The organism is Leptolyngbya sp. FACHB-261, assembly GCF_014696065.1.
Taxonomy (GTDB): domain Bacteria; phylum Cyanobacteriota; class Cyanobacteriia; order FACHB-261; family FACHB-261; genus FACHB-261.
The window spans coordinates 223,828-248,497 of the sequence record NZ_JACJPL010000026.1 but is presented as its reverse complement, the minus strand read 5'-3'; the positions used below and the strand labels follow the sequence as shown (position 1 = coordinate 248,497).

General features: G+C 49.3%; 22 protein-coding genes. 6 read left to right on the top strand and 16 right to left on the bottom strand.

What is annotated here, in order from left to right; genetic code table 11:
• Nucleotides 1-9: 9 nt before the first annotated feature.
• Nucleotides 10-1,674, bottom strand: coding sequence for an ATP-binding protein (locus H6F94_RS17195; RefSeq protein ID WP_190803463.1), 1,665 nt, complete (start codon nt 1,672-1,674; stop codon nt 10-12).
• Nucleotides 1,675-1,682: 8 nt separating this feature from the next.
• The gene (locus H6F94_RS17190; RefSeq protein ID WP_190803462.1) at nt 1,683-2,915 is read right to left on the bottom strand and encodes a DNA double-strand break repair nuclease NurA; all 1,233 of its coding nucleotides are present in this window, start codon (nt 2,913-2,915) and stop codon (nt 1,683-1,685) included.
• A gap of 1,374 nt (nt 2,916-4,289) precedes the next feature.
• Between H6F94_RS17190 and H6F94_RS17185 the strand changes: the two genes are divergently transcribed.
• The 4 genes from H6F94_RS17185 (at nt 4,290) to H6F94_RS17170 (ending at nt 6,673) form a co-directional block, all read left to right on the top strand.
• Nucleotides 4,290-4,451 carry a hypothetical protein gene (locus tag H6F94_RS17185; protein WP_190803461.1) on the top strand — a complete coding sequence of 54 codons (162 nt, stop codon included), beginning with the start codon at nt 4,290-4,292 and terminating at the stop codon, nt 4,449-4,451.
• A 247-nt stretch (nt 4,452-4,698) separates the two neighbouring features.
• Nucleotides 4,699-5,076, top strand: a complete 378-nt coding sequence (locus H6F94_RS17180; protein ID WP_190803460.1) for a hypothetical protein — start codon at nt 4,699-4,701, stop codon at nt 5,074-5,076.
• 21 nt (nt 5,077-5,097) lie between these two features.
• Complete coding sequence (locus H6F94_RS17175; RefSeq protein WP_190803459.1) at nt 5,098-5,421, top strand: hypothetical protein; 324 nt, start codon at nt 5,098-5,100, stop codon at nt 5,419-5,421.
• A 298-nt stretch (nt 5,422-5,719) separates the two neighbouring features.
• Nucleotides 5,720-6,673 carry an SMP-30/gluconolactonase/LRE family protein gene (locus H6F94_RS17170; RefSeq protein ID WP_313949318.1) on the top strand — a complete coding sequence of 318 codons (954 nt, stop codon included), beginning with the start codon at nt 5,720-5,722 and terminating at the stop codon, nt 6,671-6,673.
• 68 nt (nt 6,674-6,741) lie between these two features.
• Here H6F94_RS17170 and H6F94_RS17165 read toward each other — a convergent pair whose 3' ends face one another.
• The 3 genes from H6F94_RS17165 to H6F94_RS17155 form a co-directional block, all read right to left on the bottom strand.
• Nucleotides 6,742-7,038 (bottom strand): muconolactone Delta-isomerase family protein, encoded by a 297-nt coding sequence (locus H6F94_RS17165; RefSeq protein WP_190803458.1) that lies wholly within the window; start codon nt 7,036-7,038, stop codon nt 6,742-6,744.
• A gap of 64 nt (nt 7,039-7,102) precedes the next feature.
• Nucleotides 7,103-7,498 (bottom strand): EthD domain-containing protein, encoded by a 396-nt coding sequence (locus H6F94_RS17160; protein ID WP_190803457.1) that lies wholly within the window; start codon nt 7,496-7,498, stop codon nt 7,103-7,105.
• Between the two features lie 46 nt (nt 7,499-7,544).
• The gene (locus H6F94_RS17155; protein WP_190803456.1) at nt 7,545-7,940 is read right to left on the bottom strand and encodes a nuclear transport factor 2 family protein; all 396 of its coding nucleotides are present in this window, start codon (nt 7,938-7,940) and stop codon (nt 7,545-7,547) included.
• A 205-nt stretch (nt 7,941-8,145) separates the two neighbouring features.
• Here H6F94_RS17155 and H6F94_RS33595 point away from each other — a divergent pair, with 205 nt between their 5' ends.
• Together H6F94_RS33595 and H6F94_RS17145 are read left to right on the top strand one after the other, a co-directional pair.
• A complete protein-coding gene (locus H6F94_RS33595; protein ID WP_190803455.1) occupies nt 8,146-8,244 on the top strand; it encodes a transposase-like zinc-binding domain-containing protein in 99 nt (32 codons plus the stop codon).
• A gap of 167 nt (nt 8,245-8,411) precedes the next feature.
• Nucleotides 8,412-9,086 carry a carbonic anhydrase gene (locus tag H6F94_RS17145; protein WP_190803454.1) on the top strand — a complete coding sequence of 225 codons (675 nt, stop codon included), beginning with the start codon at nt 8,412-8,414 and terminating at the stop codon, nt 9,084-9,086.
• Between the two features lie 191 nt (nt 9,087-9,277).
• Here H6F94_RS17145 and H6F94_RS17140 read toward each other — a convergent pair whose 3' ends face one another.
• The 11 genes from H6F94_RS17140 to H6F94_RS17090 all read right to left on the bottom strand — a co-directional run bounded on the left by H6F94_RS17140 (nt 9,278) and on the right by H6F94_RS17090 (nt 24,616).
• Nucleotides 9,278-9,787 carry a hypothetical protein gene (locus H6F94_RS17140; RefSeq protein WP_190803453.1) on the bottom strand — a complete coding sequence of 170 codons (510 nt, stop codon included), beginning with the start codon at nt 9,785-9,787 and terminating at the stop codon, nt 9,278-9,280.
• On the bottom strand, nt 9,784-11,946 hold the full coding sequence (locus H6F94_RS17135; RefSeq protein ID WP_190803452.1) for a DUF1989 domain-containing protein: 2,163 nt from the start codon (nt 11,944-11,946) through the stop codon (nt 9,784-9,786). The genes H6F94_RS17140 and H6F94_RS17135 overlap by 4 nt, the downstream gene beginning before the upstream one ends.
• Nucleotides 11,947-12,049: 103 nt before the next feature.
• Nucleotides 12,050-13,483, bottom strand: a complete 1,434-nt coding sequence (locus tag H6F94_RS17130) for an acyl-CoA dehydrogenase family protein (RefSeq protein ID WP_190803451.1) — start codon at nt 13,481-13,483, stop codon at nt 12,050-12,052.
• A gap of 177 nt (nt 13,484-13,660) precedes the next feature.
• Complete coding sequence (locus H6F94_RS17125) at nt 13,661-14,095, bottom strand: hypothetical protein (protein WP_190803450.1); 435 nt, start codon at nt 14,093-14,095, stop codon at nt 13,661-13,663.
• A 15-nt stretch (nt 14,096-14,110) separates the two neighbouring features.
• Complete coding sequence (locus H6F94_RS17120) at nt 14,111-15,490, bottom strand: ammonium transporter (protein ID WP_190803449.1); 1,380 nt, start codon at nt 15,488-15,490, stop codon at nt 14,111-14,113.
• 719 nt (nt 15,491-16,209) lie between these two features.
• Nucleotides 16,210-17,640 (bottom strand): APC family permease, encoded by a 1,431-nt coding sequence (locus tag H6F94_RS17115; protein WP_190803448.1) that lies wholly within the window; start codon nt 17,638-17,640, stop codon nt 16,210-16,212.
• A 206-nt stretch (nt 17,641-17,846) separates the two neighbouring features.
• The gene (locus tag H6F94_RS17110; protein ID WP_190803447.1) at nt 17,847-19,793 is read right to left on the bottom strand and encodes a primary-amine oxidase; all 1,947 of its coding nucleotides are present in this window, start codon (nt 19,791-19,793) and stop codon (nt 17,847-17,849) included.
• An 86-nt stretch (nt 19,794-19,879) separates the two neighbouring features.
• A complete protein-coding gene (gene glnT, locus H6F94_RS17105; RefSeq protein WP_190803446.1) occupies nt 19,880-21,205 on the bottom strand; it encodes a type III glutamate--ammonia ligase in 1,326 nt (441 codons plus the stop codon).
• Nucleotides 21,206-21,621: 416 nt separating this feature from the next.
• Nucleotides 21,622-22,929 carry an FMN-binding glutamate synthase family protein gene (locus H6F94_RS17100; protein ID WP_190803445.1) on the bottom strand — a complete coding sequence of 436 codons (1,308 nt, stop codon included), beginning with the start codon at nt 22,927-22,929 and terminating at the stop codon, nt 21,622-21,624.
• Complete coding sequence (locus H6F94_RS17095) at nt 22,911-23,627, bottom strand: GltB/FmdC/FwdC-like GXGXG domain-containing protein (protein WP_190803444.1); 717 nt, start codon at nt 23,625-23,627, stop codon at nt 22,911-22,913. Before H6F94_RS17095 ends, H6F94_RS17100 begins: the two co-directional genes overlap by 19 nt.
• Entirely contained in the window at nt 23,624-24,616 is a 993-nt protein-coding gene (locus H6F94_RS17090; RefSeq protein ID WP_190803443.1) for a class II glutamine amidotransferase domain-containing protein, read from the bottom strand. Before H6F94_RS17090 ends, H6F94_RS17095 begins: the two co-directional genes overlap by 4 nt.
• Between the last annotated feature and the right edge of the window lie 54 nt (nt 24,617-24,670).

Genomic DNA, 24,670 nt, shown 5'->3' with positions numbered 1-24,670 from the left:
TAGCCTGAATCAATCTTTAAATCTGGTCTCTGAATACACTTTCTCTTCTACCAGTTTTTCAAATTCAGTAACCCGAACAGGAAGGGCAAAAGCTTGATCTGAAGAAACCATATAGAGATTACCTGCGATTGTCTCACGTTGGATAAAGTTTGAGATTACTCCATCGTAGTTGATATTGGACTTCACAAGTGCCTTAATGTCATCAGAATTGCCCATATGAAAAGCAAAGAAATTTTCTGCTTGAGTTCGAATTTCATCAGAAATTGCAGAAGGGCGCTGCGTTACAGCAACTAAGCCGAGTCCAAATTTACGGCCTTCCTTTGCTACTCTGACAAATGGATTCGCATTTGACTTAACAAACTCTTGAGACAGAACATTTTGAGCCTCTTCCACAAAGACGACAGCATTAACGACTTTGTCTGGCTCATCCGAGGTGAAATTCTCCTTGTTACCTTCAAACAGCTTGCGAACTAAGATAGTTGAAATGATGCTAGCATCCATATTATCTTTCAGAGATAAGTCAATAATGACAGTCTTTCCTTCCTTTAAATATTTGAATACATCTTCCAAGAGTTTCGATGCTTTAGAATGTAAGGTACCTTCATCAATTAAATGACGGATTCTTTTCCGAATCGCCATAATTGTTTTTCGAGCAGAAACATCTTCTTTAGGGTTTCCCTTTGAATCCTTTTTCTGTTCACCAAAGAAGTCAGAAAAGTCTCGATAAAGGTTACTTGGAGTTTCAACATAGTCATCAATATTCTCAATAAAGTTAGACACGCCGTCTTCATCAAGATACAGAAGAAAAGATTTCATGACTTCAGAAAAACCAGCCCCGAAGTTTAATATGTCGCCCACCGCTAAGTGCTTGTGCATATTGAGGGCAACTTTGCCACCAGAAATAAATCGCTTCTGTTTCACATAGTCTTCCGGCAATTTCTTATCGGTATATACAACGACATTATTTCGAATTCGGTCATCATTGATATCTCCTAATCCATATGTAGCTGTGCCACGCAAGAAATATTCGCCATTTAGATCAAAAATCAACTTCCCGTATGACGTATCGCGAGTCATATGGTAGAGAAGTACTTTAACGAGATTGGTCTTTCCAAAACCTGACTGAGCAAAAACCATTGTGCGTCTGCTACGCAGTTTTCCAATCTCAAATAGAATTGGCCCTTTATCTCTAAAGACAGTTTCTCCTACACAAAGGTATCCAATCTCAACACCATTTTCATTCGTTTTGTTGAGGATTGCTTCTATTTCGCGTTTGTTTAAATGCCTTGCAATGTAAGAAACAATTGGTAGTTTTCTTACAGCAGTTGTGAAAGAAATTGTAGAACCACTATCTGTAAACGTACCTAGAATTCGCACTTTATAAGTGTAGCTGAACATCTTTTGCTTGTCCCGTTCAGAAAGCTCCCTTTCTGCAATCCTGGCGTAATGTACAGCGATCAAAGTTTTATCTTGTGACTTAAAAATAGGGTCTTCGTCATAGATTTCAGCCTCGACCCTTGCCAAGTATTTTGTATTGCCCTCATTTTTTGGGGTTAATACAATGAAATCTCCAGTTTGTGGACTAGCTTTAGCATCCTCATAAGAGGAGTATATCAGTAGTGCATCCTCAGTTGTTTTTTGACCGTAAAGAACACCAAAATCAACTTTTCCCATAAGTCCTCCTAGAATCTTTCGTGCATATCCAGAAAAAGATTTTCGATGTCAACATTGTCCATTCTTTGATCTCTGTAGAGTGAGTATTTAAGACGAGCTATTATCTCCTCTTTAAAATTCTTCTTCAGTGATATGAAATTATGAGCTTCACACAATGGATAAGGATAGCCAAGGATGTAGTGTTCTTGAGTAAGGCGAGTTAACTCCTTAAATATCGAGTCTAATTCTGCCTTATCTCTTTCAAAATTTTTTGATTCAATCTTTGGAATCGCATTAAAGATATTTACATCTACTATGAGCCAGTCATAGTTTTGCAACTTTTCAACATAGTCTAACCTAGCTGCGAAAAACAACCCAAACCCCCGCCCTCCACGAATAGATTTTTTGATAAACATGTCTCCTTGATATGCTGCTTTGAGAACTACATCAGGAACCTCAAACCAGCAACAGAGCTTTCTACGCCTTGGATCTGTTTCTGTAAAAGGATACTCATGCTTAAGCTGATCTTGTAGATAGTTATCAATCTGCCTAAATGTATAGGAAAGCTCCATTTTGGTGGGAGACTGTTTGGTAACAGCGACTATTTTTATACCGTTTTCATGAGCATACTTTCCTAACTTCACTAAGTATTCCTGTTTAATTTGCAAGGGACGTAGCGTACCATCTCGCAAAATAAAATCTCCTGGCTTCGTTTCTGCTAAATTAGTGATCTCTAAAATAAGAGCAATCTCTAATACTTCCTGACAAAAGCCTAGTAACGTTGATAGGTTAGTGCAAATTTGTTCTTTTTTGTATGGAAAAATCTTTTCTGGAGCCTCACCTAGGAAATTGAGCAAATCTTTTACTGGCTCTAAAGCCAGAAACTCATCATAAATAGCTATTAAATGGTCTTGATGTGTGATAAGAATATTTTGTGGATAATATGCCTTACCTAGCACGACTGGATCATCTAATAAATTCATCCGAATTTGCTGACCTTTGTGAAAGCAAATATAGCCAGCCGCATAAATGGCCAGGCATAAACCGTTGTAAAATTGTTCGCTATTATAGCTGCCATCAATCGCGTAAAATCGTTTCTCGCTATCATCAATCTGATCGAAGGGAATGATTTCAAATATTTGAGGAGTTTCTATATTTTCCTCATGTCCTATTACGGGAATACCATGATTCTTATTGCTTCTCGTATTGATGTGCTTGGCAACTAACTCAATAGCACTATCAGGTATTTCTTTTCTGGGCATATCTTGTTTTCACTCTCATCTTTAAAGTGTACCCATCTTCATCGGGTCAATATACATTCCAAAACAGTAAATACAACTTAGTCTCAAGTCAGATCTTCAAGTGTTATTGCCTGAAGCTATTCCATAGCTCACATCTAACTCGTGAAGGAATAAATCAAGGGCCTACCTAGATGGTGCCCAGATTTCGAACTGTTCTAACAAATTTTGGTGAAAATCTAGAGTTTGGCGGTCTAAACTATGTACTAAATTAGCTCTTCTCACACAACAATTGGACAGAGCGAGCTTGCGGTGCTCTTAATCACCGGATGAGGGTACTTTGTCCTAGAATTGGGGCTCAATTCATTCGGTCTGGTGGCCATACATCTTCAATAGCCTATCTCTTGATTCTGTTGAATGTCCAGAAAGTAAGGAACTGGTGCAATTGGCCGCAGAAAAACGCCTCTTGCAAGTCTCCGCAAAAGGCACGGGAGACTTAAAGACTCTGGGAACTATAGAAACTGAAAGAACTGCTCAGAAGGCTTCAGCTTCAGGTTGAGCTTTGTGGGGTTTGCGGACAAAGTAGCACCCCAGTTGACTCAGCGAACCACCCACTTCTCTCTTACCTACTGCTTTGGCTGAGATGTAGGCTTGACTGCCAACAGTGTGGCAGGTGTCATTCATTTGTTAGCGCAGGTGCTTCGGGACATCAGGATTGAATCCAGCGCTTCCATAGCTCCACAGTTTGCAGCAGATGCGAACCCACTAGATTTAGAAATACCTCCGGAAGGTCAAGCCTCAACTTAGTAAAATCACCGAGATTTGCATTGCAGATCCCAAAAGTTCAGTGAGATTAGAGACAGTTTCACTAAAAAGAAGCTCGATTAGCTATCTCAGAGCGAAGTTTTGCTATTGGGTAGCGAAGTTTCAGTCCCAGCAGCGAAAGTTGGCTAAATTTAGCCAACTTTGTTAGATTTTCTTCCAAATTTGCTTGTGAATAGCGAAAGTTGGCTAAATTGATTTGGAAAGTTAATGATTCGGAAGGAAATCAATCAATTTTTTAGAGCCATTTGTATTTCAGTAGCCATCTTTTGCTATTTCAAACCGACGCGAGCTAAAAATTTGGCTCGGTTGGCTAATCGGTAAGCTCCGGTGCTTGTTGCGGAGCGACGGGTCGCTAAAATTTGGCTCGGTTGGCTAGTAGGTGGCAAAAAGAAGACGCGCTTGCACAACGACCGCTGCTCTGCTAATCTTGGCTGCATCGCACTGAGCGGAGCTTTTGCCTATCGTCGATCACGGTTAATACGCTGCAAAAACTTAGCGCTGCCGAGAAGCTATACATCAACTTCTGGGCAGCTAACCCCTCAACTGGACTGAGACCAGTCAGGAGGCTAACGGGTGATTTTAACACCCCCTAGCCACCCCGACTTTGCATTGCCAAAAACAGGGTGGCTAATCATTTGGCGGCATCCCGGTAAGGGCGAGATAACCTCGCCCCTACCCACGACCGCAAATTTTCTAAACCTTATTGATGTCAATGGTGATGAATTCCATCCGTAGGGGCAAGGTTTCCTTGCCCGGTGCAATATTGCCGCAACCACGTTTTGAACCCTGTCAGTTCAAGGGTGAATTGCGTAGGGGACACAGGGCGAGGCAACCTCGCCCCTACCCACAGCTGCGAAATTGCAAACTTTTTGATTTCAACCCCGAATCCCGGTAGGGGCAGGGTCTTCCTGCCCAGTGCAATATTGCCGCAACCCTAATCATTACCCCTACTTCTCAATTTCTTCTCCACCACTCGCATCCCATGCGCCAACTTTTGCAAACCATCAACCCCCGCCAATTCGAGATTTCACTCTCGTACCTCGCCACCTATCTCGGTATCTCGCCCGATTGCATTTTGCGCTTCGAACAATGGGCCAATGTCCTCTTTGTCCATCGCAAAGACCGGGGCGGCCAGTTCGTCAGCTACCGCAATCTCATTCAGTGGCTCGAAGCCTGCGTCCAAACCATTCGCACCTGCGAAACGCACCAAGCCTTACAAGAATTTGGCCGACTACTCAAAAGCGAAATCGAACGCTTCACCTACGCGCCTGATGCCGTTGCTTACCTGCGCCGACTTTGGCAACAGCGCAAAGCACAACTAGACCTCAACCTCAATCTCCGCAGCTTCTATAACCCCTAACCCTCAAGGCCCCGACCGCCAATGACTCCTTCTCTATCTTCTTCCCAAACTCGCCTACGCCTTTGGGACCACATCAGCCGCGAACTCAAACTGATGCCCTCACTCAAACTAATTTTGCTGGTGCTGGCGAACTACACCGATGCTCACAACCACAAAGCCAACATCCCCGCATCTCTAATCATTCGAGATTCCGGTCTTCGCAATGAGGAAGTCAAACGTTTGTTAGTGAGTTTAGAAGCAGCCCATTGGGTTGAGAGCAACCGCGTTCTGGATGATACTGGGCGCTCAGTCATCCTCTACAACCTCTCTGCCCGTCTAGTTCAATCGGCCCTAAGTTCCCCCTGAAAGTTACCTCAGCTCAAAGCTTCTGAAGGTCGAAACACAGACCATAAACGACACAATCACACCTTTCCACCTGGCTTTCAATCACCTCAGCAAACTCCTGCTAGAACGCTCTATTCCTTCGCTCCTGATCAATGCGCCCGAATCAATGCACCTGAATCAATGCCCCGGATCATTGACTAATCAGTATCCATTTGGTCAGCATTAACTGATCAAGTATTGACTCAGTGTATTCCGACCTCTAAAGTCCTTATCCCTTGTGTAGGAGGAGAACATGAATTGCAGTATAACTAGACTACTTGTGTCCGCACTGGGATTTAGCATTAGTGCAATTGCCATTCCCCCAGCCAATACCCAAGAATTGCCACCGCTTTATGCCAACACCCCAGTTGAATTAAGCGCCAATCGAACCATTGCAACCTTTCCCACCAACACCTTTTTAGAAAACCTGGTGGTTGATAAAGATGGTTCCCTCTATATCACCAGTCACGAAGACGGCAAAATCATCCGCATAACGCCAGAGGGAAGGCAATCGCTCTATGCAACGGTCAATGGCAAAGTAGCTGCTCTAGCCTTTGCGCCCGATGGCAGTCTTTTAGTCACCGGTTGGAATGATCGTCAGGTTCCTACCGTTTTTCGCATTGCCAATGGTGGCACTGTAGAAACGTTGCTAACCCTACCCAATGCTCTTTTTCTCAATGGCTTGACTCAGCTTTCAGGCAATCGCTATTTGATTGCTGATTCTTATCGGGGCGCAATTTGGGAGCTAGATATCACTCAACCCAGTGCCCGCATTTGGCTAGAGCATCCCCTATTAGCTCGCCGCAGTTCCAATAGCCAAACTCCTGGCGTCAATGGCCTCAAAGTGTTTCGAGGCAGGTTGTATGTCTCCAACACCGATCAAATGCTGTTATTGCAGATTTCCCTCAATGGACGAGGTGAACCTGGAGAACCCAAAGTCTTTGCTCAGCAAGCCAACATCGACGACTTTGCCTTTGATACCGAAGGTAACTTGTACGGTGCCACCCACATTTACAACAGCGTAGTACGCATGGCACCAGATGGAAAAGTCACCACAATTGCTCAGGCAGCCCAAGGTGTAACGGGCAGTACAGCACTCGCCTTTGGTCGCACCAACAGTGACCGCACAGCAATCTACGTGGTCACCAATGGTGGCATGTTCTTACCTCCGCCCACTGGTGTTCAACCGGCTGAGGTTGTTCGCTTAGAAACTGGCAAGCCAGGAGCCAACTAAACCTAGCTAAACGGGTGTAAAAGTTGGCATTGCTGACCTTTACACCCAGTTAGCAGCAGTGAGATCGCCTAGACCGAGCTGGCGAATAATGACTCGATACCCGTGTAAGGCTTGAGGGGCAGAATTTCAAACTGAAATGCGCCAGTTTGATGCATCGGCATCTGTGCGATTAACTCATTCATAGCTTCAAGGCTGGGAGCTTCCCAAATAAACACAGCTCCGCTCATATCCGCAATGTAGTACATGGAACGGATTTGCCCCGCAGCATAATATTCCCAAGACTTTGCCGCCTCAGGCTTAATCAACGGCAAAATTGTCTCGATAGGTGTGCCTTCAAGGGGTCGTGCGATCATCAAAAATTGCATAACAGCCTCTTTTAATTCAATCTTGATTCAATTCTTGGTTCAATAAGAACCGCGCCAACTTCAGCTAGTTCTCACCCTTTGCCGAAAAGTCAAAGATCGTGTGCTCTTCAGCCAAGAGCGCGCGCGATTGTGAAAAATCAACGAAGTTGGCCTCGTCCGCAATGTACTGCTGAGCAGCTTCCATCCCTTCTGGTGAATTTACCCCGGCTAGAAACTCTTCCATACTTTCCCACCAAATTTCAGTCACACCGTCATAGGGTGGTGTTGGATCTAGCCCTCGCGATTGCACCAGTACCTGATTAATCGGCGTGTCCAGCGTGTGGCTTTGGATATACTTCTGAGCCCGAATCTTTTGAGCCAGGCTACGGATCAACGCACCATGTTTGTGTTGCCAGTAGTGGTAAAACTCCTCGCTGGTTAAATCCGACCGTTTCCGAATGCAGTACACAAGCTTGACCATTCTGAATCCCTACGAAACGAACCTAACTTGTCACTTACTAGTGAAACTAATGCACATCATTAATTTCTTTAGACTTGCCCTGAAAACTACTGGGGTCATAGAAAAAACGTTCACGAACAATTAGCCCATCCTTCCAGGTTTGCATGCCTAACTCCTCAATCCGGATGCGATAACCATCCAGAGTTGTCAAGTCTATATGCATTTCAACCACTGAATGATCGCCATCCACTAAGACAGGGCCAATCTTGAAATCATGCACCTCTTTCACATTGGCATTCATGCGCAACTGTCGCTCAATACTCATCGCTCGCCCAACTCTAGGCGCCTGCAAGTTCTCTTGAACCACTACATCCTCAGCGTAAAATCGCTCATATACTTGCTCTGCGGGCGGACTAGTTTTCAAGAAATCCAGAAGTTCCTGAACGCGCTCGCGGAGTGCCATCACTAATTCCTTTGCTGGTTAGTTTTGTAACTTTAATGCCACGACAGTAGCAGAGAACTAGAGGTCAGTCCAGTCTTAAACCAGCCATTCATTGATGCCCTATACAAACTTGATTTCGGTCAATGATTAAAGCCCCAGCCTGAAATGGTAGCCCTGCAAAAGCAATGAGGCTAGTTTAACAACCGATTTCAATTAATTCCTTGTAATGCCAACTTGCCCGACTTGCACCGGTGTTCAAACTGTGAAGAACGGTCGTATCCATATCGGTAAGCAGCGCTTCAAGTGTCGCAACTGCAGACGGTAGTTCATGGAAGACCCGTCGAACTTAATGCCTTGTAATTGCTGCCTTTTCTTCACAAAACTACGGAAAGTGTTACGATTCCTTTGTAATAAGGGAAGGATAGAACTGCGTCGGCTCCTGAGGATCTAGCGCGAGTACAGGACTATTCTTGCCAGTATGAGGAATCGATTATGTCAGTAACAGGTCTGATCCAGGGACTGAACACATTTCATGATGACTACTTCACCACCAATCGAGAACTGTTTGAACGGCTCTCGAACGGGCAGGCCCCAGAAGTTCTCTTCATTACTTGTTCCGATTCGCGGATTGATCCCTGCCTGATTACACAGTCTCAGCCAGGCGAACTCTTCGTGATGCGGAATGTTGGCAATATCATCCCCTCCTATGGCGCTGCCAGCAGTGCTGAAGCCGCCGGAGTGGAATATGCGGTTGCTGGGGTGGGTGTGCGCGACATTATTGTTTGTGGTCATTCGCACTGTGGAGCTATGAAGGGGTTGCTGCAGATTGGTAGCCTGGCCGAGCAGATGCCACTAGTCTATGACTGGTTGAAGCGCCATGGGGAAGCGACCCGACGGTTAGTATTAGATAATTATGCGTATACGGAACCCGAGCAGCTGCTCAAGATCGCGATTGAGCAGAACGTATTGACGCAGATCGAGAATTTAGAAACCTATCCGGTCGTTCGCTCTAAGTTGCATAGCAAGCAACTAAATCTGCATGCCTGGATGTACGAAATTGAGACGGGCCAGGTATTTGCTTATAATGCTGATTTAGGGCAGTTTACACTGCTGAAGCAGTGCTCCTTTCCAGTGCCTGACCCATTGATTACCACTAGCTCAAGGTAGTCAGAGGCGACCCATTTCTACTTCAATATTTTCCGGCAGCAGCGGGATGTGAGAACAGCCAAGCGGTTCTTCCACAAACTTCTGATGCAGCAAGGCTTCGTGCCACGCATGATGGAAACCTGAAAAGCTACGAAGCCGCCAGAAAAACGTGGACAGATATCACAAGGCAATGTCTCACAACGGCAACTTATTCAACAGATTGCTCGAATTGTCGCAGCATCCTTAGCCGCCATTTGCAGTTCAAACACTGCTTGACCCTGGTAAAGATGCCGCCAAATCAAAACAGAGATGCCATCAATCCGGCTAGGAGCTGCACAGTTAGGTTGCAGTCCCTCCAAACGGTGCGGCAGTTTAGCAACTGCAATTTTTGGCAATAGCGCTAAACCTTCAGCTTCAGGCATAGCAATCGCCGTCATTTGCTTGCAGCGACGCAGCCAAACCCGTTGGTCTGCCAAATTAACCTGCTCAAAAAAAGTAGAATCGCCCTGCAAACCAAAGCGAAAATTGCCCTCACACAAACGCAACACCGAGCAGGCTTGCTGATCCAGCGTGGTCTCAAAAGATTGAAATGGAGCAATTCTCCCCGCTAGATCGCCTACCAAGCTGGTAGTAACCTGCAAACCATCAATCCCAACTAAATCCCATAACTGATAGCCAGTCAGGTCCAGCCAATTCTGCTGCGCAATTGAGGCACTCGTCATGCTCGCACCCGACTCTTGGTTGGATCATAAGCAGCTAACGGCCCGACCGTGGCTTTAACCCGGCGTTTCATGCCATCAACAAACCCGACTTCTAATTGACTGCCTGGGGTTGCATATTCAGGCGCAACTTGAGCCAGAGCAATACTTTTGTTCAAAATGGGTGAGAAGGTTGCACTGGTGATTACACCCACTCGCCAGCGTTCCTCAACCGGATAAATACATTGACCATGTTCGGCAACTTCATTGCCCTCTAACACCAGACCAACGGCTACTTTGGGTGGCCGCTCCTTCAGTTTTTCCAGCGCTGCTTTACCAATTAATTCCGGTTTCTTCAAGGCAACTGCCCAGCTGATACCGGCCTGGTAGGGAGAAATCAAATCATCAAATTCACGGCCCGCCGCTAGAAGCCCTGCTTCAATTCGAGCCCGCTCCAATGCTAACATTCCCATCGGCATGAGACCTTCAGGCTCCCCTGCCTGTAGCAATGCGTCCCACAGCGCTTCGCCCTGCCCAGGATGCACAAACAACTCATAGCCCAGTTCTCCCGTATAGCCCGTACGGGAAATCAAAACTGGGATATCAGCAACCGTGCCAGTGGCGAATCGGAAGTAACCGAGTTCATCTAATAAGTTGGCAGCAAAACCAGGATCTAACTTTGCCAAGGGGCGCAAAACATCGCGCGACAGCGGCCCCTGAATCGCTAAGTTGTGCAGATAGTCGCTGGATGAGCGCACCCCAACTCGCAATTGCTGCTGCTGAGCTAATCGCCGTAACCAATCGCCATCGGTATCACAATTGCCAACATAGCGATAGGCCGTCTCGCTCAAGCGAAACACAATGCCATCATCAATAATGCCGCCATGCGGATTGAGCAAACAGCCGTAGGCAGACTGGCCAATCGCTAACGCTGCAACATTGCGCGAGAAGGCCATTTGCAACAACTGTTCGGCATCTGGCCCAAACACTTCAAACTTACGCAGGGCTGAAAGATCCAGCAAGACCGCCCGTTCGCGCAAGGCCCAATATTCAGCCTGGGGGCCATAATTAGCAAAGCTATTGGGAACCCAGAAACCGTTGTACTCCACCAAATAATCGGTCAGGGTTCGAATGCGCGGCGTGAACGCACTGCCACGGGTGAGGCGCACGGGTAGATCAGGAGAAACCCGTCTGCCCAAGGCACTTTCAAAGCCAGCATCAGCGGCATAAATCCGGACATGAATTGCTGTAGGTTGCCAGCCGTTGGCTGGGTCAATGTCATCCGGGCAAGAGGAACTAGCGCACAATAAATCCTGGCTAGCTCGCAGTAAAACATAATCGCCAGGACGCGACCAAGATTCGCCTGAAGCAATCGTGCCCTGCGCATCTGAAGCTGTATTGAAGAAGAAATTGACCGCCGGCCAACCGGGTCGAGGCGTTACGCCGTGGCTGGCTAAAGCCAAGTTGAAATTCTGGCTGCAACTGACGTGACCAGGGTAGCCAGCGTCTTCGTAATAGCGATCGGTGCAGGCCAGCAGAAAACTATCATGGCGACCACAGGTATCTTGAATTACCTCAAACATTGGCTGCAAGCGCTGGGAAAAATATTTGCTATGCAAACCAGCTTGAGGGACGGCGATACCATTCAAAGTCCGAGTAGCGGTGCCATCTAATTCCTGTTCGAAATGTTCACCGGCAAAGGCTAAGAAATCAGAGCATTGACTGCCTTCGACATCGATGATTTGAATATATTGTCCCGCCTGCACCGAGTAAGCAATCGCAGTCGCAGGCTCAATTCGATACTCCGCCAGAACCTCACCCAAAGGAGCCGGCAAATCATTCAGGGGAGCAGTGACTTTTAAAGGGGTGGCTGGTGTAAAAGCTCCTGGGGTTAACGCAGGCTTCTGAGCCAGAACGGCAACCTGAAGGTTGGCATCAGCCAGGGCACGCAGGGTGCAACCCGTATTGGGCTCCTGGCTATCCACACAGACAGGCTGGGTTAGTTGCGTTCCAGCGACCAAGGCCAAGGCTGAACTAGAAATGACTTCTAAAGGACCACCGGTTCCCAGCTCTAGGGCAAAGGATTGCCCTCCCTCTGGATCAACAACACTGAACAACTCACCAGCAGGAATGTAAAAGGTGCGAACAGAACCCGGCTCAACTGCAAGCGTCTGGAAAGACATGATGCACCTAAATAGATGAGAGCGATGGGATACACATCATCCTACCGCTCTCAACCCTTCAAAGTTCAGGATCCCTGTTGCTGCTGTCTAATAGGCATTTGCCTCAAACGGTACTGCTCAGCAATGTCTTTTGATCTGTTTGAACTTCTTCCTCAGCCACTTGTGCTAGCAAACTCTCTGCTAGCTTTTTCTTGGCCTCAACATCTAGCTTTTTGAGTTCGTTTTGTAGAACTCGCTCGTTGACGACTTGGTTCCAGTAGTCCAGAGACTCCATGCCCAGCAATGCGAGCTTGCCCACAAACTGACGCAGCACTTCATTAGTGGGTCCCATTACCCAACCCGCCTTGCCATCTCGCAGATAGCGCTCGATCTCCATGTCTTTCTTGAAGCCAGAACCACCGCAGGCATGGAGCATTTTGTCACAGACCTGAGCGACGTTCTTGGCTGCCGAGAATTTGATCTGCCAGTACCAAGGCAAATAGACAGAGCGGGGTAAAGCTGTCAAATCTCGATGGAGTGACCAATCACAGTTGTTGGTCAAATCATCCATCAACTTGCCCATTGAAAACGTGAACGAACGGCAGGCATTGGTATCAATGATGCCTTCGCCAAAGTAGTCCTGAATAGTAGGGTAATCAGCAACTCGCATGCCGACATCGACGTGCTTCTTGCGGGTTACATGGCGCTTGCCAATGTCAATCGCTCCCATCGCAATGCCGTTCCAGCAGGCAGAAGAACACAGCAGGAAGAATGGGTCAACAATCTCATCATTTGAGGAAGTGCCGTCACCTTTTGGCCCCACCATCCGCTCAGCCGGGACGGTGACCCCATCCACCAACAGCGTGCCCGACTGGTTACCGCGCAAACCCAAAGCGTCCCACTTTTGAGGTTCGGCTTTGACTTCGTCGCCGTAGATCAGGAAGCAGGACAGGTCAGAATAATTGCCGGCAAATTCTGGGCTGGTGGTTTGGACAATGTACCAGTCAGCAAAGCCTGCTGAGGTTGTCCAGGACGCTTTCTTAAAAACTTGCCAACCCGCAGAAACTCGTTCTGCTTTTGAGGAAACTGGATACCAGAAGTGGGAGCCTGTCTCCGGGTCGGAGTAGGACAGCGTCCCGATCAGCACATCCTGATCCAGGCGCTTGACCAATTGCTGAAGTTCAGGATTGTCGTGAGCCCGGAATAAAGCAGCAGCAACAGCGCCCAGATGCATGGTGTAGCACATGGCAGTGCTGGGACAACCATAGCGAGCAATGGTTTCAACCACCATTGCGGCGCAAGTATGGTTCTCACCTAAACCGCCCCATTCCTTCGGTACAAAAAGACCCAACAAACCCAGTGAGGCCAGAGCCTTGAAATTCCCGCGAGGATAAACTAAATTCCGGTCAGACTCAATCGCGTTTGGGCGAAGCGTGCTGGCGCAAACATCGATTAGTTTTGCTTGTAAAGCTTGCTGACCTGGGGTTAGCAACCACTGGGGATCGAAGTCATAATCCAAGCCCCAAAAATCTTCTGAACCCCACTTTTTGTGACTCATAGCTCTCTTCAACGTGTTACTAAAATGGCTTGAGGAGTTAATCGCGTGCCGATTGAAAGCACATCCTCACTTCAAAGGCTGGATCGTCTTAAGCTAAGGTCGCCCCGGATTCTCCAGCCTCGAAATTTAGATCACTACAGACTTTAAAGAAGGCAAACTGACCTAGTGAAAGGCTAGTTAGGGCCGTCCCCGACGGGAACCCCGGCGTGCTTTAGACTTACCTTTCGCTCGCAAGCTGCTGCTACCTGTATAAGAGATCCCAGCTGTAAGCAACGCGAACAGTGAGGCTAGGCCAGACGGTTTGCCCTTCGCTGGCACAACTTGAGCGCTGAGAGTGCCCTTTGCTGTCTCGCGGCCTTTGTCAATGTTATTGGTGTAAGCCGAATTGACAAAAGAAAGCGCACTGGTGGCGATTAATAGACCAAGAACAGCAGGATTTTGGGGGGCTGGAGCGCCTTTTTTAATCGTGTAGGAGGAGTAAATGAAGTAGAGGAGGATCAAGATACTCACCCCAATCAGAATGCTAATGATTGTGGGGTTATCCGCAAAGGTGTAAATCGGTCCCTTCGCCTTCAGGAACTCCTCTGAGGTTTTGAATGGACTCGTCGTCATTTGTTTCTCTCGCAATCAGTGGTTGACGGTTTGAGCAGTGTCTGAAGGGAGAGTCGGCAAACTGCTGACCGAGCCTTCGGGATAACCTGGGACACCCAGATCTGAGAGATCTAAACCCTCAATCTCTTCTTCTCTAGATACGCGCAGCAGGTTGATTTTCTTAAGAATGAAACTCACGACGTAACCAGGGATGAAGCCCAGGATGATCAAACAAATGAAGCCACCAATAAATTGGCCGGTAAAGCTAGTGGGAGGAATGCCCTCACCTTGCACATAGCCTGTTCCCACGATGCCAACCATCATCACGCCGAGCAAACCACAATAGGCGTGCACACCGAGCGCACCGACTGGATCATCAATCCCTACTTTCTCAACAAAACCGGCAACCAAAGGCATAGTGTAGCCACCAATGAAAGCAACCACAATCACCAGCGCCGGATGGTACAAGTCGAGACCAGCACTGACGGAAATAATGCCAGCCAGTCCACCCGAAATCGTGAAGAAGGGATCGGCTTTCGAGGAGATATAGGAGCCGATGATGCCTGAAGCCAATGCCAGGGTGGTGCTCACGCCCAAGGAGGAGAGGGTCATGGGCGTGTTGTAGATCGTGGTCTCTACGGTGTAGCCCGGCAAGAAGATCAGACAAGCCGCTAAAAAGGCATAAAAACCCACATAGATCAGCATCAAGCCGACCATCGTGAGCGGCAGATTGTGGGGCAGAATTTGTCTGGGCCGTCCTTGAGCATCGAACTTACCAATCCTAGGACCTAAGTTCAGCAGAACGCCTAAGGTGAAGAAGCCAGACAAGCCATGCACGACTGCGGAGCAACCGAAATCGTGGTAACCCAGCTTAGGCAAGAACCAACCAAAGGCACTCCAACCCCAGGAAGCAGCAATGACCCAGGCAAAGGAACCCAGTACAATCGACAACACGATGTAAGCCCCAATCTTGACGCGCTCAATCAGCGCGCCCGACAGGATCGAAGCTGTGGTCATGGAAAACAGGGCAAAGGCAAACCAGAATACGCCGGTTATATTGTCTGCGGTGTTGGGTGCTAGCGCTGACGACCAGGGATAGGAGCCTTCTACATAGGGCTGAATGGCCTTAAGAGATTCACTAGCGTCGAAATTAGTCCAGGGGCCGAGAATACCGCCGTTCATCGGCCATAAGGCAAATGAGTTATAAACCCACCAGCCAAAAAAGTAGAAAGCTAGGCCAACACTGGACAGGGTGAGCAGATTCTTGACCATCGTGGCCAAGACATTTTTGGACCGGGAAGCTCCTCCCTCATATGCCAGGAAACCAGCGTGAATGATGATCATGAAAACAGAGGCCCAATAGTAATAGGACTCTGAGACAAACGTCGCTAAAAATTTCTGAGCTTCTGGCTCCATGTCCAAGTCCGTCCTAAAGTTCCCAACAATCTGCGTGTACGCTACACAACCTTCTGGACATAATTTGTTGCCACCTATACCGAAACTAGCCAGCTCTGGAAGCCGCTAGTCTCACACCAACCTAGGCCAAACTTTCTACAACAAACAGTCTCTATAACCGTTGGTATCAACGCCGATTACTATCGTGCCAGCGATAGTAAACAAACGGACCCTGAAGAGAGCCGTACAGCAAATTGCAATAGTCTCAAGGACGCTTAAACTAGCAAGCGCAGCTCTAGAAAATGCAGAGATACCGGGGGAGGGCAATCTTAAGAGTCAATAGAGGTTATATCACTCGTTATGACAGGTTTGTCAACAGGGCTACTTAAGTTTTGAGAAGCCGTGAACCTTCCAATTTTTCAAAAGAACGAGATAGAGAAGACGAGGCTTAAAATAACCGACAAGTAATGGTTTGTCAGGGCAATGACACCCACACCTGCGCTCTACACTTACCTAGCCAACGGGGCCACACAGGTATGTAATAACACAGGTTTCTGGCAAATGTCACGATTAGTTCATAAGTAACTCAGAAAGCTTATGAGCAGGGGATTTCGACGTATTGCTGGGTTTGCAGCAGGGGCCAGATTACTGTTCAACATAGCGCCTCAACCTAGCACCACTAAGGCTTGAGCTTCCTGCCTAAGCAGCTTTGACAGCTAAAACTTAGAAAAGGTCTGTCTTTAGACTTTCTTTAGATCACTGAACCGAGTGTGGATCGCTTCAAGTTCGCCCTCCATCTCGTCAATAATTTCAGGTGAGTGAAGGCGTAACAAGAAGAACCAGGTTGCACCAACCAGCAGAAACATCAAGAACAAATAGGGGAATACATTGAACGGCGATGGCGGCGTAGGATAAACACTGCCGACCACCGGAACAAGCATGAACAGCACAGACAGAACGGCGAGCACAATGTCACCGATCTTTAGAGCCCGTTCGCGATAAAGGTAGACAGGAGCTGCAACTGAGATCAGAATGTAGGTCATCAGAAAACCGTAAGTGGCAATGGTTCCCAAGTAGCCGTAAATCTCTAGCACCTTGACCCCAAATAGGGACATTGAGGCGGGAATCAAAAAGACGATCAGCGATGACATAGTCACAGCAATGTGCGGCGTTTCATTTAAACGATGGGGCTGTCCCATTGAGGAATGGAAAATACCGTGGCGGGCCATCGAAAACAGAATCCGTCCGCCCGCATTGATGCTAGCCAAGGCACAAGCGAAGAAGCTAATCAATGCCCCAATCGAAATGAGCGGACCGAAGAAGCCCACTCCCGCTAAATTAGCTAGGACACTCAGGGGCGCATCGCTCTTATCTAGAGGGATGTCAGAACCGCTGAAGCCCAGCACCTCAACGTAGGAGATGATCACAAAGAAAGTTCCTGCCAGAACGGCGCTGAGAACCACGGCCCGAGGAATCGTGGTTAAGGGCTCTTTGGCTTCGTCACCTAACGCTGTAGCGCTCTCATAGCCGACATAACTAAAGACGGCGAGAACCAGACCCAAACGGATGCCCTCAGACGAAGCTCCCTCAAGGCTCAGCTGAGACAGATCAATCGTGAAGCCATGACCTGCCAAAACAACGATGGCCAGGATGAGAATCATCCCAATGGAAACAGCCTCAAGGCCGAGCATGAGTACGGTGGATAGCTGAATATCTTTGTAGGCAAAATACCAGCAAAGACCCGCGCAGAGCGCGAACAAGAAAATCGGTGCAATCTGAAAACCCAGCAGGCTCACTAAGACATTGCTGTAGTTTGAGAAGCCGCAAAGAACTGCCATCGCCGTTAGCAAATAAGCAATCACCAGCCCCCAACCAGAAAGAACACCCACGGTGGGTCCTAGACCTCTGGCAATATAGGCATACAGTGAACCTGGCGATGCGGAGCGACGAGCAAACTGATTGATACTCATCCCGACTAACACCAGGCCAATCGTCGCAATCAAGTAAGCCAGCCACATTCCCTTACCTGCACTGGCGAACACTAGAGGTGCGTTGATCGTAGGAGTTGCGGTAGGTGCAATATTTGCAATTGACTGAGCCAGTGTCTCTCGGAAAGAAAGACACTCTGATCTAAGGCCAGAGGCAGCCCCTGACCTTGTGCTGATAGCCATACTTAATCCCTCAATATTGAAGCTTTGTTAGAGACTAACTGGACGCTAATCTTCAAACTTCTCGAGACCAATAATGGCTGTAGAGTAACCCTTGCCAATTCCTCAGGTCTGTATTGGCAATCACGATCGTTTAATGGCAATAACCAATTGCAACAACCCATCGCAACTGCCAACCTAACGCCAATCAACGCACCTAATTAAAGGCGCTAATCGCAACAGCTTTTATGTTTAGGCGCTGAGGGCGGTACATCTAGAGCCGGACTGGCCTCAAAGAAACCTACCGGCTTCAACATGAAACCAACATAGGAGGTGGGCATGACCGGCCAATCTTCGGGTCGGGGCACATGGAGGTGACCAAAGCTGTACCACACAACCACATCAGTGTCGGCAATAGCGCGATTGGCCTGGGTCCAGGCGGGTAAGCCCTCGCCACCGGGATGCTGGTTGGGGTAGTCGCCTGCGGGAAAGCGTTCCTGCAGCTGATAGGGTGTCACCCACAGATGCTTGGTTGTAAACGCTGCTCGCTTGAGCAGACTGGATTCTGGACGCGCGAACGGCAGAATGTTCTCGCCAGGAACCAGTTTGTAAGCTACAGCCTGACCCAGCCGGTTGTGCACAGATGGGTTCACAATCTTCCAGTAACGGCCGGTCATCGGTTCAATCACACGCTGAGCTTCTTGTTCAGTTTCTAGCAGCGTTGATTTGGCAAAGAAAGCATTGCCATAGGGGTTATCAGGACCCATAGGTTCGGCTTCGGTATTGACCTCGTAAACCGAATTCGACTCACCATCGACGCTCATGTCCAGACGAACATTAAAGAAGTGCTGGTGAATAGGCGCATTCAGTTGAGGGGCAATCAGCGTGCCATATTTGGAGGTCTCACCCGGCTCCATGCTCGTGGTATTGACGATGCCGGTAAGCTTCACTTCGTACTGGATTGAGGCGTCCTGATAGAGATACCAGAAAAAGCCATATTCGTAATTGCCAACCGTGGCAATGAACGAAACTACCAGACGGCGGGAGCGACGCACTTCGGTTTGATTGGTGCGCCAGTCCATGTGTTTCCAGAGAATGCCATAGTCTTCTTCGTGCAGACAAACGGCATTTTTAATTGTGACGGCCTGACCGCGACTATCGGTCATGAACGCATCAAAGTAGCGAATCTCGCCCAGGCAATCGCAACCTAAGGTGAGCGAGTTAGCCAGCGTACCCACTCCGTATTCACCGACATCAAAGGCGTTCTTACGGAAGTGGTGCGGCCTGGGATCGCCATAGGGCACTACCATTTCAGCCAGGGAAGCTCGATACAAAATCGGTCGCAAACGCCCCTGATCTTCATAGCCAAGCGTGTAAAGCACCAGCCCTTCGCGCGGCGTAAAGCCAATGCGAAATTGCCACTTCTGCCAGCGAACTTGATACCCATCGATCTCAAAACTGGGGCCTTGGGGCTGCACAATCTCTAGCGGTTTGAGATCGGGGCGCAAATCCTGCACAAACTCGGTGGTGTAGTTACCAGCTTCCGGTGGCAATTGCACCACGCCGTAATCTTCGACCCGGAGCACGGTCATGGTGTTCAGATCCACTACCGGAATCACACCTTCAATCGGTCGCGCATAGCCATTATCAGTAGGGCTAGAGCGCACCCAACACAAGGCCCGTGACAAGCGCTGTCCCTGCTCGTCGGTCATGCCAAAATTGCCCGCTGACCAGGGATCGACCATGACCAAATCTGGGTCAGTGATCCCCCGTTTGGCTAGTGCCGCTTGAAACTCGGGGCTGGCTTTGACCGCTTGCTCACACTCGATGAATTCATCCAACAGAATCGAGGGCTGTACATTCGGGATGACCTCCCAGCTAACGACAGCGCTAGTGCTCAGGGAGACGATTGCCTCATAAGTTGACCCGGTAGTGTTATCCAGAATGACCAGAAAAGCCTCGCGCTCAATCGAGTCACCCGCTTGGAAATTGAGCACAAGGCTCTTGTCCGGTTCTTGCAGGGTGACGGTCGCGAAACGCACGCGGTCGCTTAAGGATTTGGCCTTGCGGACCACGCTAACTGCCGCCGTAATTTCCTCGGGCGTTAGCGGATCGAGCGGGTGCTGAATCGAGATAGATGCACTGATCGTTTGGGGCAACTCACGGGCAATCGTCATAGAGAATCTCTTGAACGAGGTCTTTTGAGCTGTTGTCGGTTAGGTGGACTAACCTTCCACACAGCGATGGCATAGCCGCAACAGGATCAGCAGTTAATGTACTGCTCCATCTCCCAGGGGCTGACCATCGCATTGTAAGCATTCCATTCTTGATGCTTGAAGTCCAAGAAAGTTCTGGCACCCAATTCACCCAAGGTTGCCATCAGCAACGCGTCCTGCTCCAGGAAGTTCAAGGCCTCGATCAAGCTATTGGGCAAGGTTGGCAGATCGGGAAATTCGGAGCCACGGGTAAACATGTTTTCGTCTAGGCGTTTACCGGGCTGGAGGTGCTGAGCCAAGCCATCTAAACCAGCGGCTAGCAGACCGGCCTGAGCTAGATAGAGATTGACCGCCCCATCGACCAGACGACACTCAAAGCGCCCACCTTCAGGAATGCGCACCATGTGCGTACGATTGTTGCCGCCGTAGGAAATGTAGCGGGGACTCCAAGTGCTACCGGAGGTGGTCATCGTGGCCCCCAATCGCTTGTAGGAGGTGACAGTAGGGCTGCACAGAGCAGACAAGCCCTGCCCGTGGGCCAGGATGCCGCCCAGGAACTCATAGCCCAATAGCGATAGTCCCAGCTCATCGGCAGCATCGCCAAAGGCATTAGCGCCATCGTTCCAGAGGCTCATATGGATGTGACCACCATTGCCCGTGAGATTGCTAAACGGCTTGGGCATGAAGGTTGCCACTAGGCCCCGTTGCTCGGCCAGGGTCTTCACCATGTACTTGAAAAACACATGGCGGTCAGCAGTGGTCAGCGCATCGCTATAGGTCCAATTCAGCTCAAATTGGCCATTGGCATCTTCGTGGTCGCATTGATAGGGTTCCCAACCCAATTGCTCCATGTAGCGCACAATGGTTGAGATGAAATCAAACTGCCGCATCAAGTTCATCTGGTCGTAGCAGGGACGAACTGCCACATCTAGCGAATCGGCAATTTGATACCCCTGCTCTGTCTTTTTCAGCAGGAAAAACTCAGCTTCTACCCCAGTTTTGTAGCTATAGCCCAACTCTTGGCAACGCTTGAGTACCTGCTTGAAAATGACTCGGGGCGAAGCGACAAAGGGTTCACCATCCAGATAAGCATCACTGGCAAGCCAACCGACATTTGGTTGCCAGGGCAGAACTGTCAGTGAATTTGGGTCAGGAATCGCGGCGATGTCGTGAGCATCGGGTCCAAGTCCCAGGTTTGAGGCAAAGGGTGCGAAAAAAGCGCCATCGGTTTCAACAGAGTCAATCTTGGCAGCCGGAACCAACTTAGCTCGGGTCCCACCCAACAGGTCGGTGTAGGATACCAGGAAGAAATCAAGCTTCAGCTCTTTCGCCGATTCAGATAGCGTTTGGCCCTTGGTTAAGCTGCTAACCACTGCTGCGACTCCAGATAGCTTTTTGCCCAGAGTAAATCAATTTTGTTGATGCAAGTTTGTATCCAAAGCTACTTGCAAGCAACTTGGGCGAATCGCAATGATTTTGAGTGCCAGAATTTAGCTAAAACCATCCAGATTTTCTACAAAAGCGACGCGAGATTAGTACCAGCAAAGACTTGCATAGAAACGCGAATGTAAGCAAAGAATTATGACAGCTTAGGGATTATATCCATTCTCTCAACGAGAGCTAAATCAAAACCCCACTGTCTGCGGCACCTATCCTTGCCAAGGGGCGGTTGGGAGGGGCCAATGGGTAGCGATTATATCTATTGAAATTATAAAACTGGCAGGGCAGGCACAAGACACTGCCCCTACAGAATGCATCATTTCGGCATTAGGGCTACGACAATTTACATTTATTGCCCCATCACGAAATCTGTGCCCGCTAAAGGCAGTTTCGCCATTGCCGAGGCTTCGAGCGTCAGAGCTACCAAGTCTTCCCGCTCCAGGTTGTGCACATCCGACTTGCCACAAGAACGAGTCAAACTCTGCAATTCCATGACTAGCGATTGCAGATAGTTGGCAACATAAATCGTCGCCTCCTCAACCGGCAGACGAGCCATCAGATCTTCGTCTTGGGTGGCAATGCCAACTGGACACAGCCCCGTATGGCAATGGTGACAATGGTGGGGCTCTGTGCCTAGTTTTTCGTAGTCCTCAATGTAAACCGGCTTGTTGCAGCCCATAGCAATCAAACTGGCCGTGCCAATGCTGACCGCGTCAGCACCCAAAGCTAAGGCCTTAGCCACATCGGGACCCGAGCGAATGCCGCCAGAAATCACTAGTTGCACCTGGCCATAAACGCCAGCTTCTTGCAGCGCCTCGACCGCCTGGACTAGGGCCGGTAGCGTGGGAATGCCGGAGTGCTCTTGAAAGATGCTCTGGGTAGCAGCAGTGCCGCCCTCCATGCCATCTAGCACGATGACATCAGCACCAGATTTGACCGCTAACTTCACATCGTCTTTGACCCGAGTCGCGCCCATTTTGACGTAAATCGGGATTTCCCAATCCGTGGCTTCGCGCAACTCTTCGATCTTAATTTTTAAGTCATCCGGTCCAATCCAGTCGGGGTGACGCGACGGCGAACGCTGATCCACGCCCTCCGGCAAGGTGCGCATACCGGCCACAACCTTGTTGACTTTTTGCCCCAACAAAAGGCCACCGCCGCCCGGTTTTGCCCCTTGACCAATTACGATCTCAATCGCATCTGCCTGCTTAAGATCTTTGGGGTTAAACCCGTAGCGGGAAGGCAAACATTGATAGACCAATTTTGATGAGGCCTCGCGCTCAGCCGCCAGCATGCCGCCATCGCCAGTTGTGGTAGAGGTGCCTAGAAGAGTTGCCGCTCTGCCTAGCGCAACTTTAGCATTGCGCGAGAGGGCCCCAAAGCTCATCCCGGCAATCGTAATCGGGACATCTAACTCAACCGGACGCTTGGCGCAACGAGTGCCCAACAAGGTTTTGGTATTGCACTTTTCTCGATAGCCTTCTAAGGGGAAGCGAGTCAAAGAAGCAGTTAAAAATACCAAATCATCCAGGCGAGGCACATTGCGCAGTGCCCCATAGCCGCGAATAATATAGCGACCTAATTCTGCTCGCTCCTGAATAGCATCGATCACCTCTGGGCTGAACGTGCTGCTCGTCTTTAGTACGCGTCTTTCCATTTGGAAAAATCCTTCGCCTTAAAATGATAGAGTTCCTGAGCGCAGACGATCTTTTTGAAGTTGCATTGCTCAGCGCTCAGGCCCAGGGGGTTTAGGTCAGCTTTGAGTCTATGCCAATCTTCTTCAGTCAGTGGCTCCAGGCGTGCATCCGCCCCGAGAGAATCAATCTCACCGCCCACAAAAATCTCGCCATCGTAAATCGAATCGCCCAAACTGGGACCGGCATTGCCACAGATAATGAAGCGGCCCTGCTGCATCATAAAGGCGCTGCTGTAACCGACATTGCCGGTGACAATTAGAGTCGCGCCTTTGAGGGAAATCCCCGCACGCGGACCCGCGTTGCCCAAAATGCAGATCTTGCCACCGTGGGCCGTAGCGCCAGCATTGGCCGAGGCATTGCCCTGCACCGTAATGCTGCCTGACATCAAGTTTTCGCCCACCGACCAGCCGCAAGAGCCCAAGACCTCGATCTCAACGCCATCGCTCAAGCCGCCGCAGTAGTACCCCACCGCACCCCGGAAGCGAATCTTGAGCGGCGCATTGACCCCCACGGCTAGATTGTGCCGTCCAGCGGGGTTGAGCAATTCGACTTGCGTAATGCCTTCAGCGGCCAGAGTTTTGAGCTGGTGATTGATTTCGCGGGTGCTGAAATCGGCGCAGTCCAAAACTACCTGATCCAGGAGAACCTGCTCGCTCATGCTCCCACTCCAGACACGATTTCCGGCATAGACGGCGCTGTCTGTGCAACATTCAAAACCGGCCAAACATTGACTTCGCCTGCATCCGGTTCGCGAATTGTGGCGTTGGCATCAAAACCGGGCAAGTTGAGAAAGGCGCGATATTCCGAAGCAATCGCAACCATCTCGGCGGATTCGTAAATCACTGCCGGTTTAGCCGCAAACTTATCCCGCGCCAGGGCAACTTTATCGCGGGTGGCAACCAGAATGGTGTAGGTGCCATCAAAGTCTTTGCCCAGGTTGGCTAGGGCTTCTTCTAATGATTTGCCTTGCAAAAATTGGAAGCGCAGGTAATGGCCAATGGCCTCAGAATCGTTAGCGGTTTCAAATACAGCGCCGGCTCGCTCCAGATTGGCTCTGAGGCGGTAGTAATTAGAGATTTGGCCGTTATGAACCACGGCTAAATCTTCGGCGGCAGTGAACGGATGGCAGTGGTCAGTATCCACCACCGATTCTGTTGCCATGCGCGTGTGACCAATGCCGTGGCTACCGGCAAATTTCTCTAGACCATAATCTTGGGTCAAGTGCTGCACCGAGCCCACAGATTTGTAAATTTCCAGCATCTGGCCGGTGCTCATCACGGTCACCTGCGGAAACTTGTCCTGCAGGGCCGTTCTAAGTTCTCTCAAACTGATTTGAGTTCTGTGGCCGTTGGCCTGGTTCAGGCTCAGAATGAGGCGATGACTGCTGCCAATCGGCTCAAAGGCTTCGCCTTGGGCGTACTGCGCCAACCATTGCTGCAAAGCTGCGCCAGTCCCAGGTTCAGCCAATCGCTGCTCAATAAACAGCATTAATTTGACTTGGTGAGCAGCTAGATCGCCTCGATACAAGGCAACGCCGCAGGAATCTGGGCCTCGACTTTCCAATGGTCGAACCAAAGTGAGCAGATCAGAACCGAGAGAGCGCTCGGTTGTTGGGTTGCGATAGATTACCCCTGCAATGCCACACAAAGCGGCCCCCTCCTAACGGCAGACTTCACTTGTTATAACGAGGCGCTTCCCTCA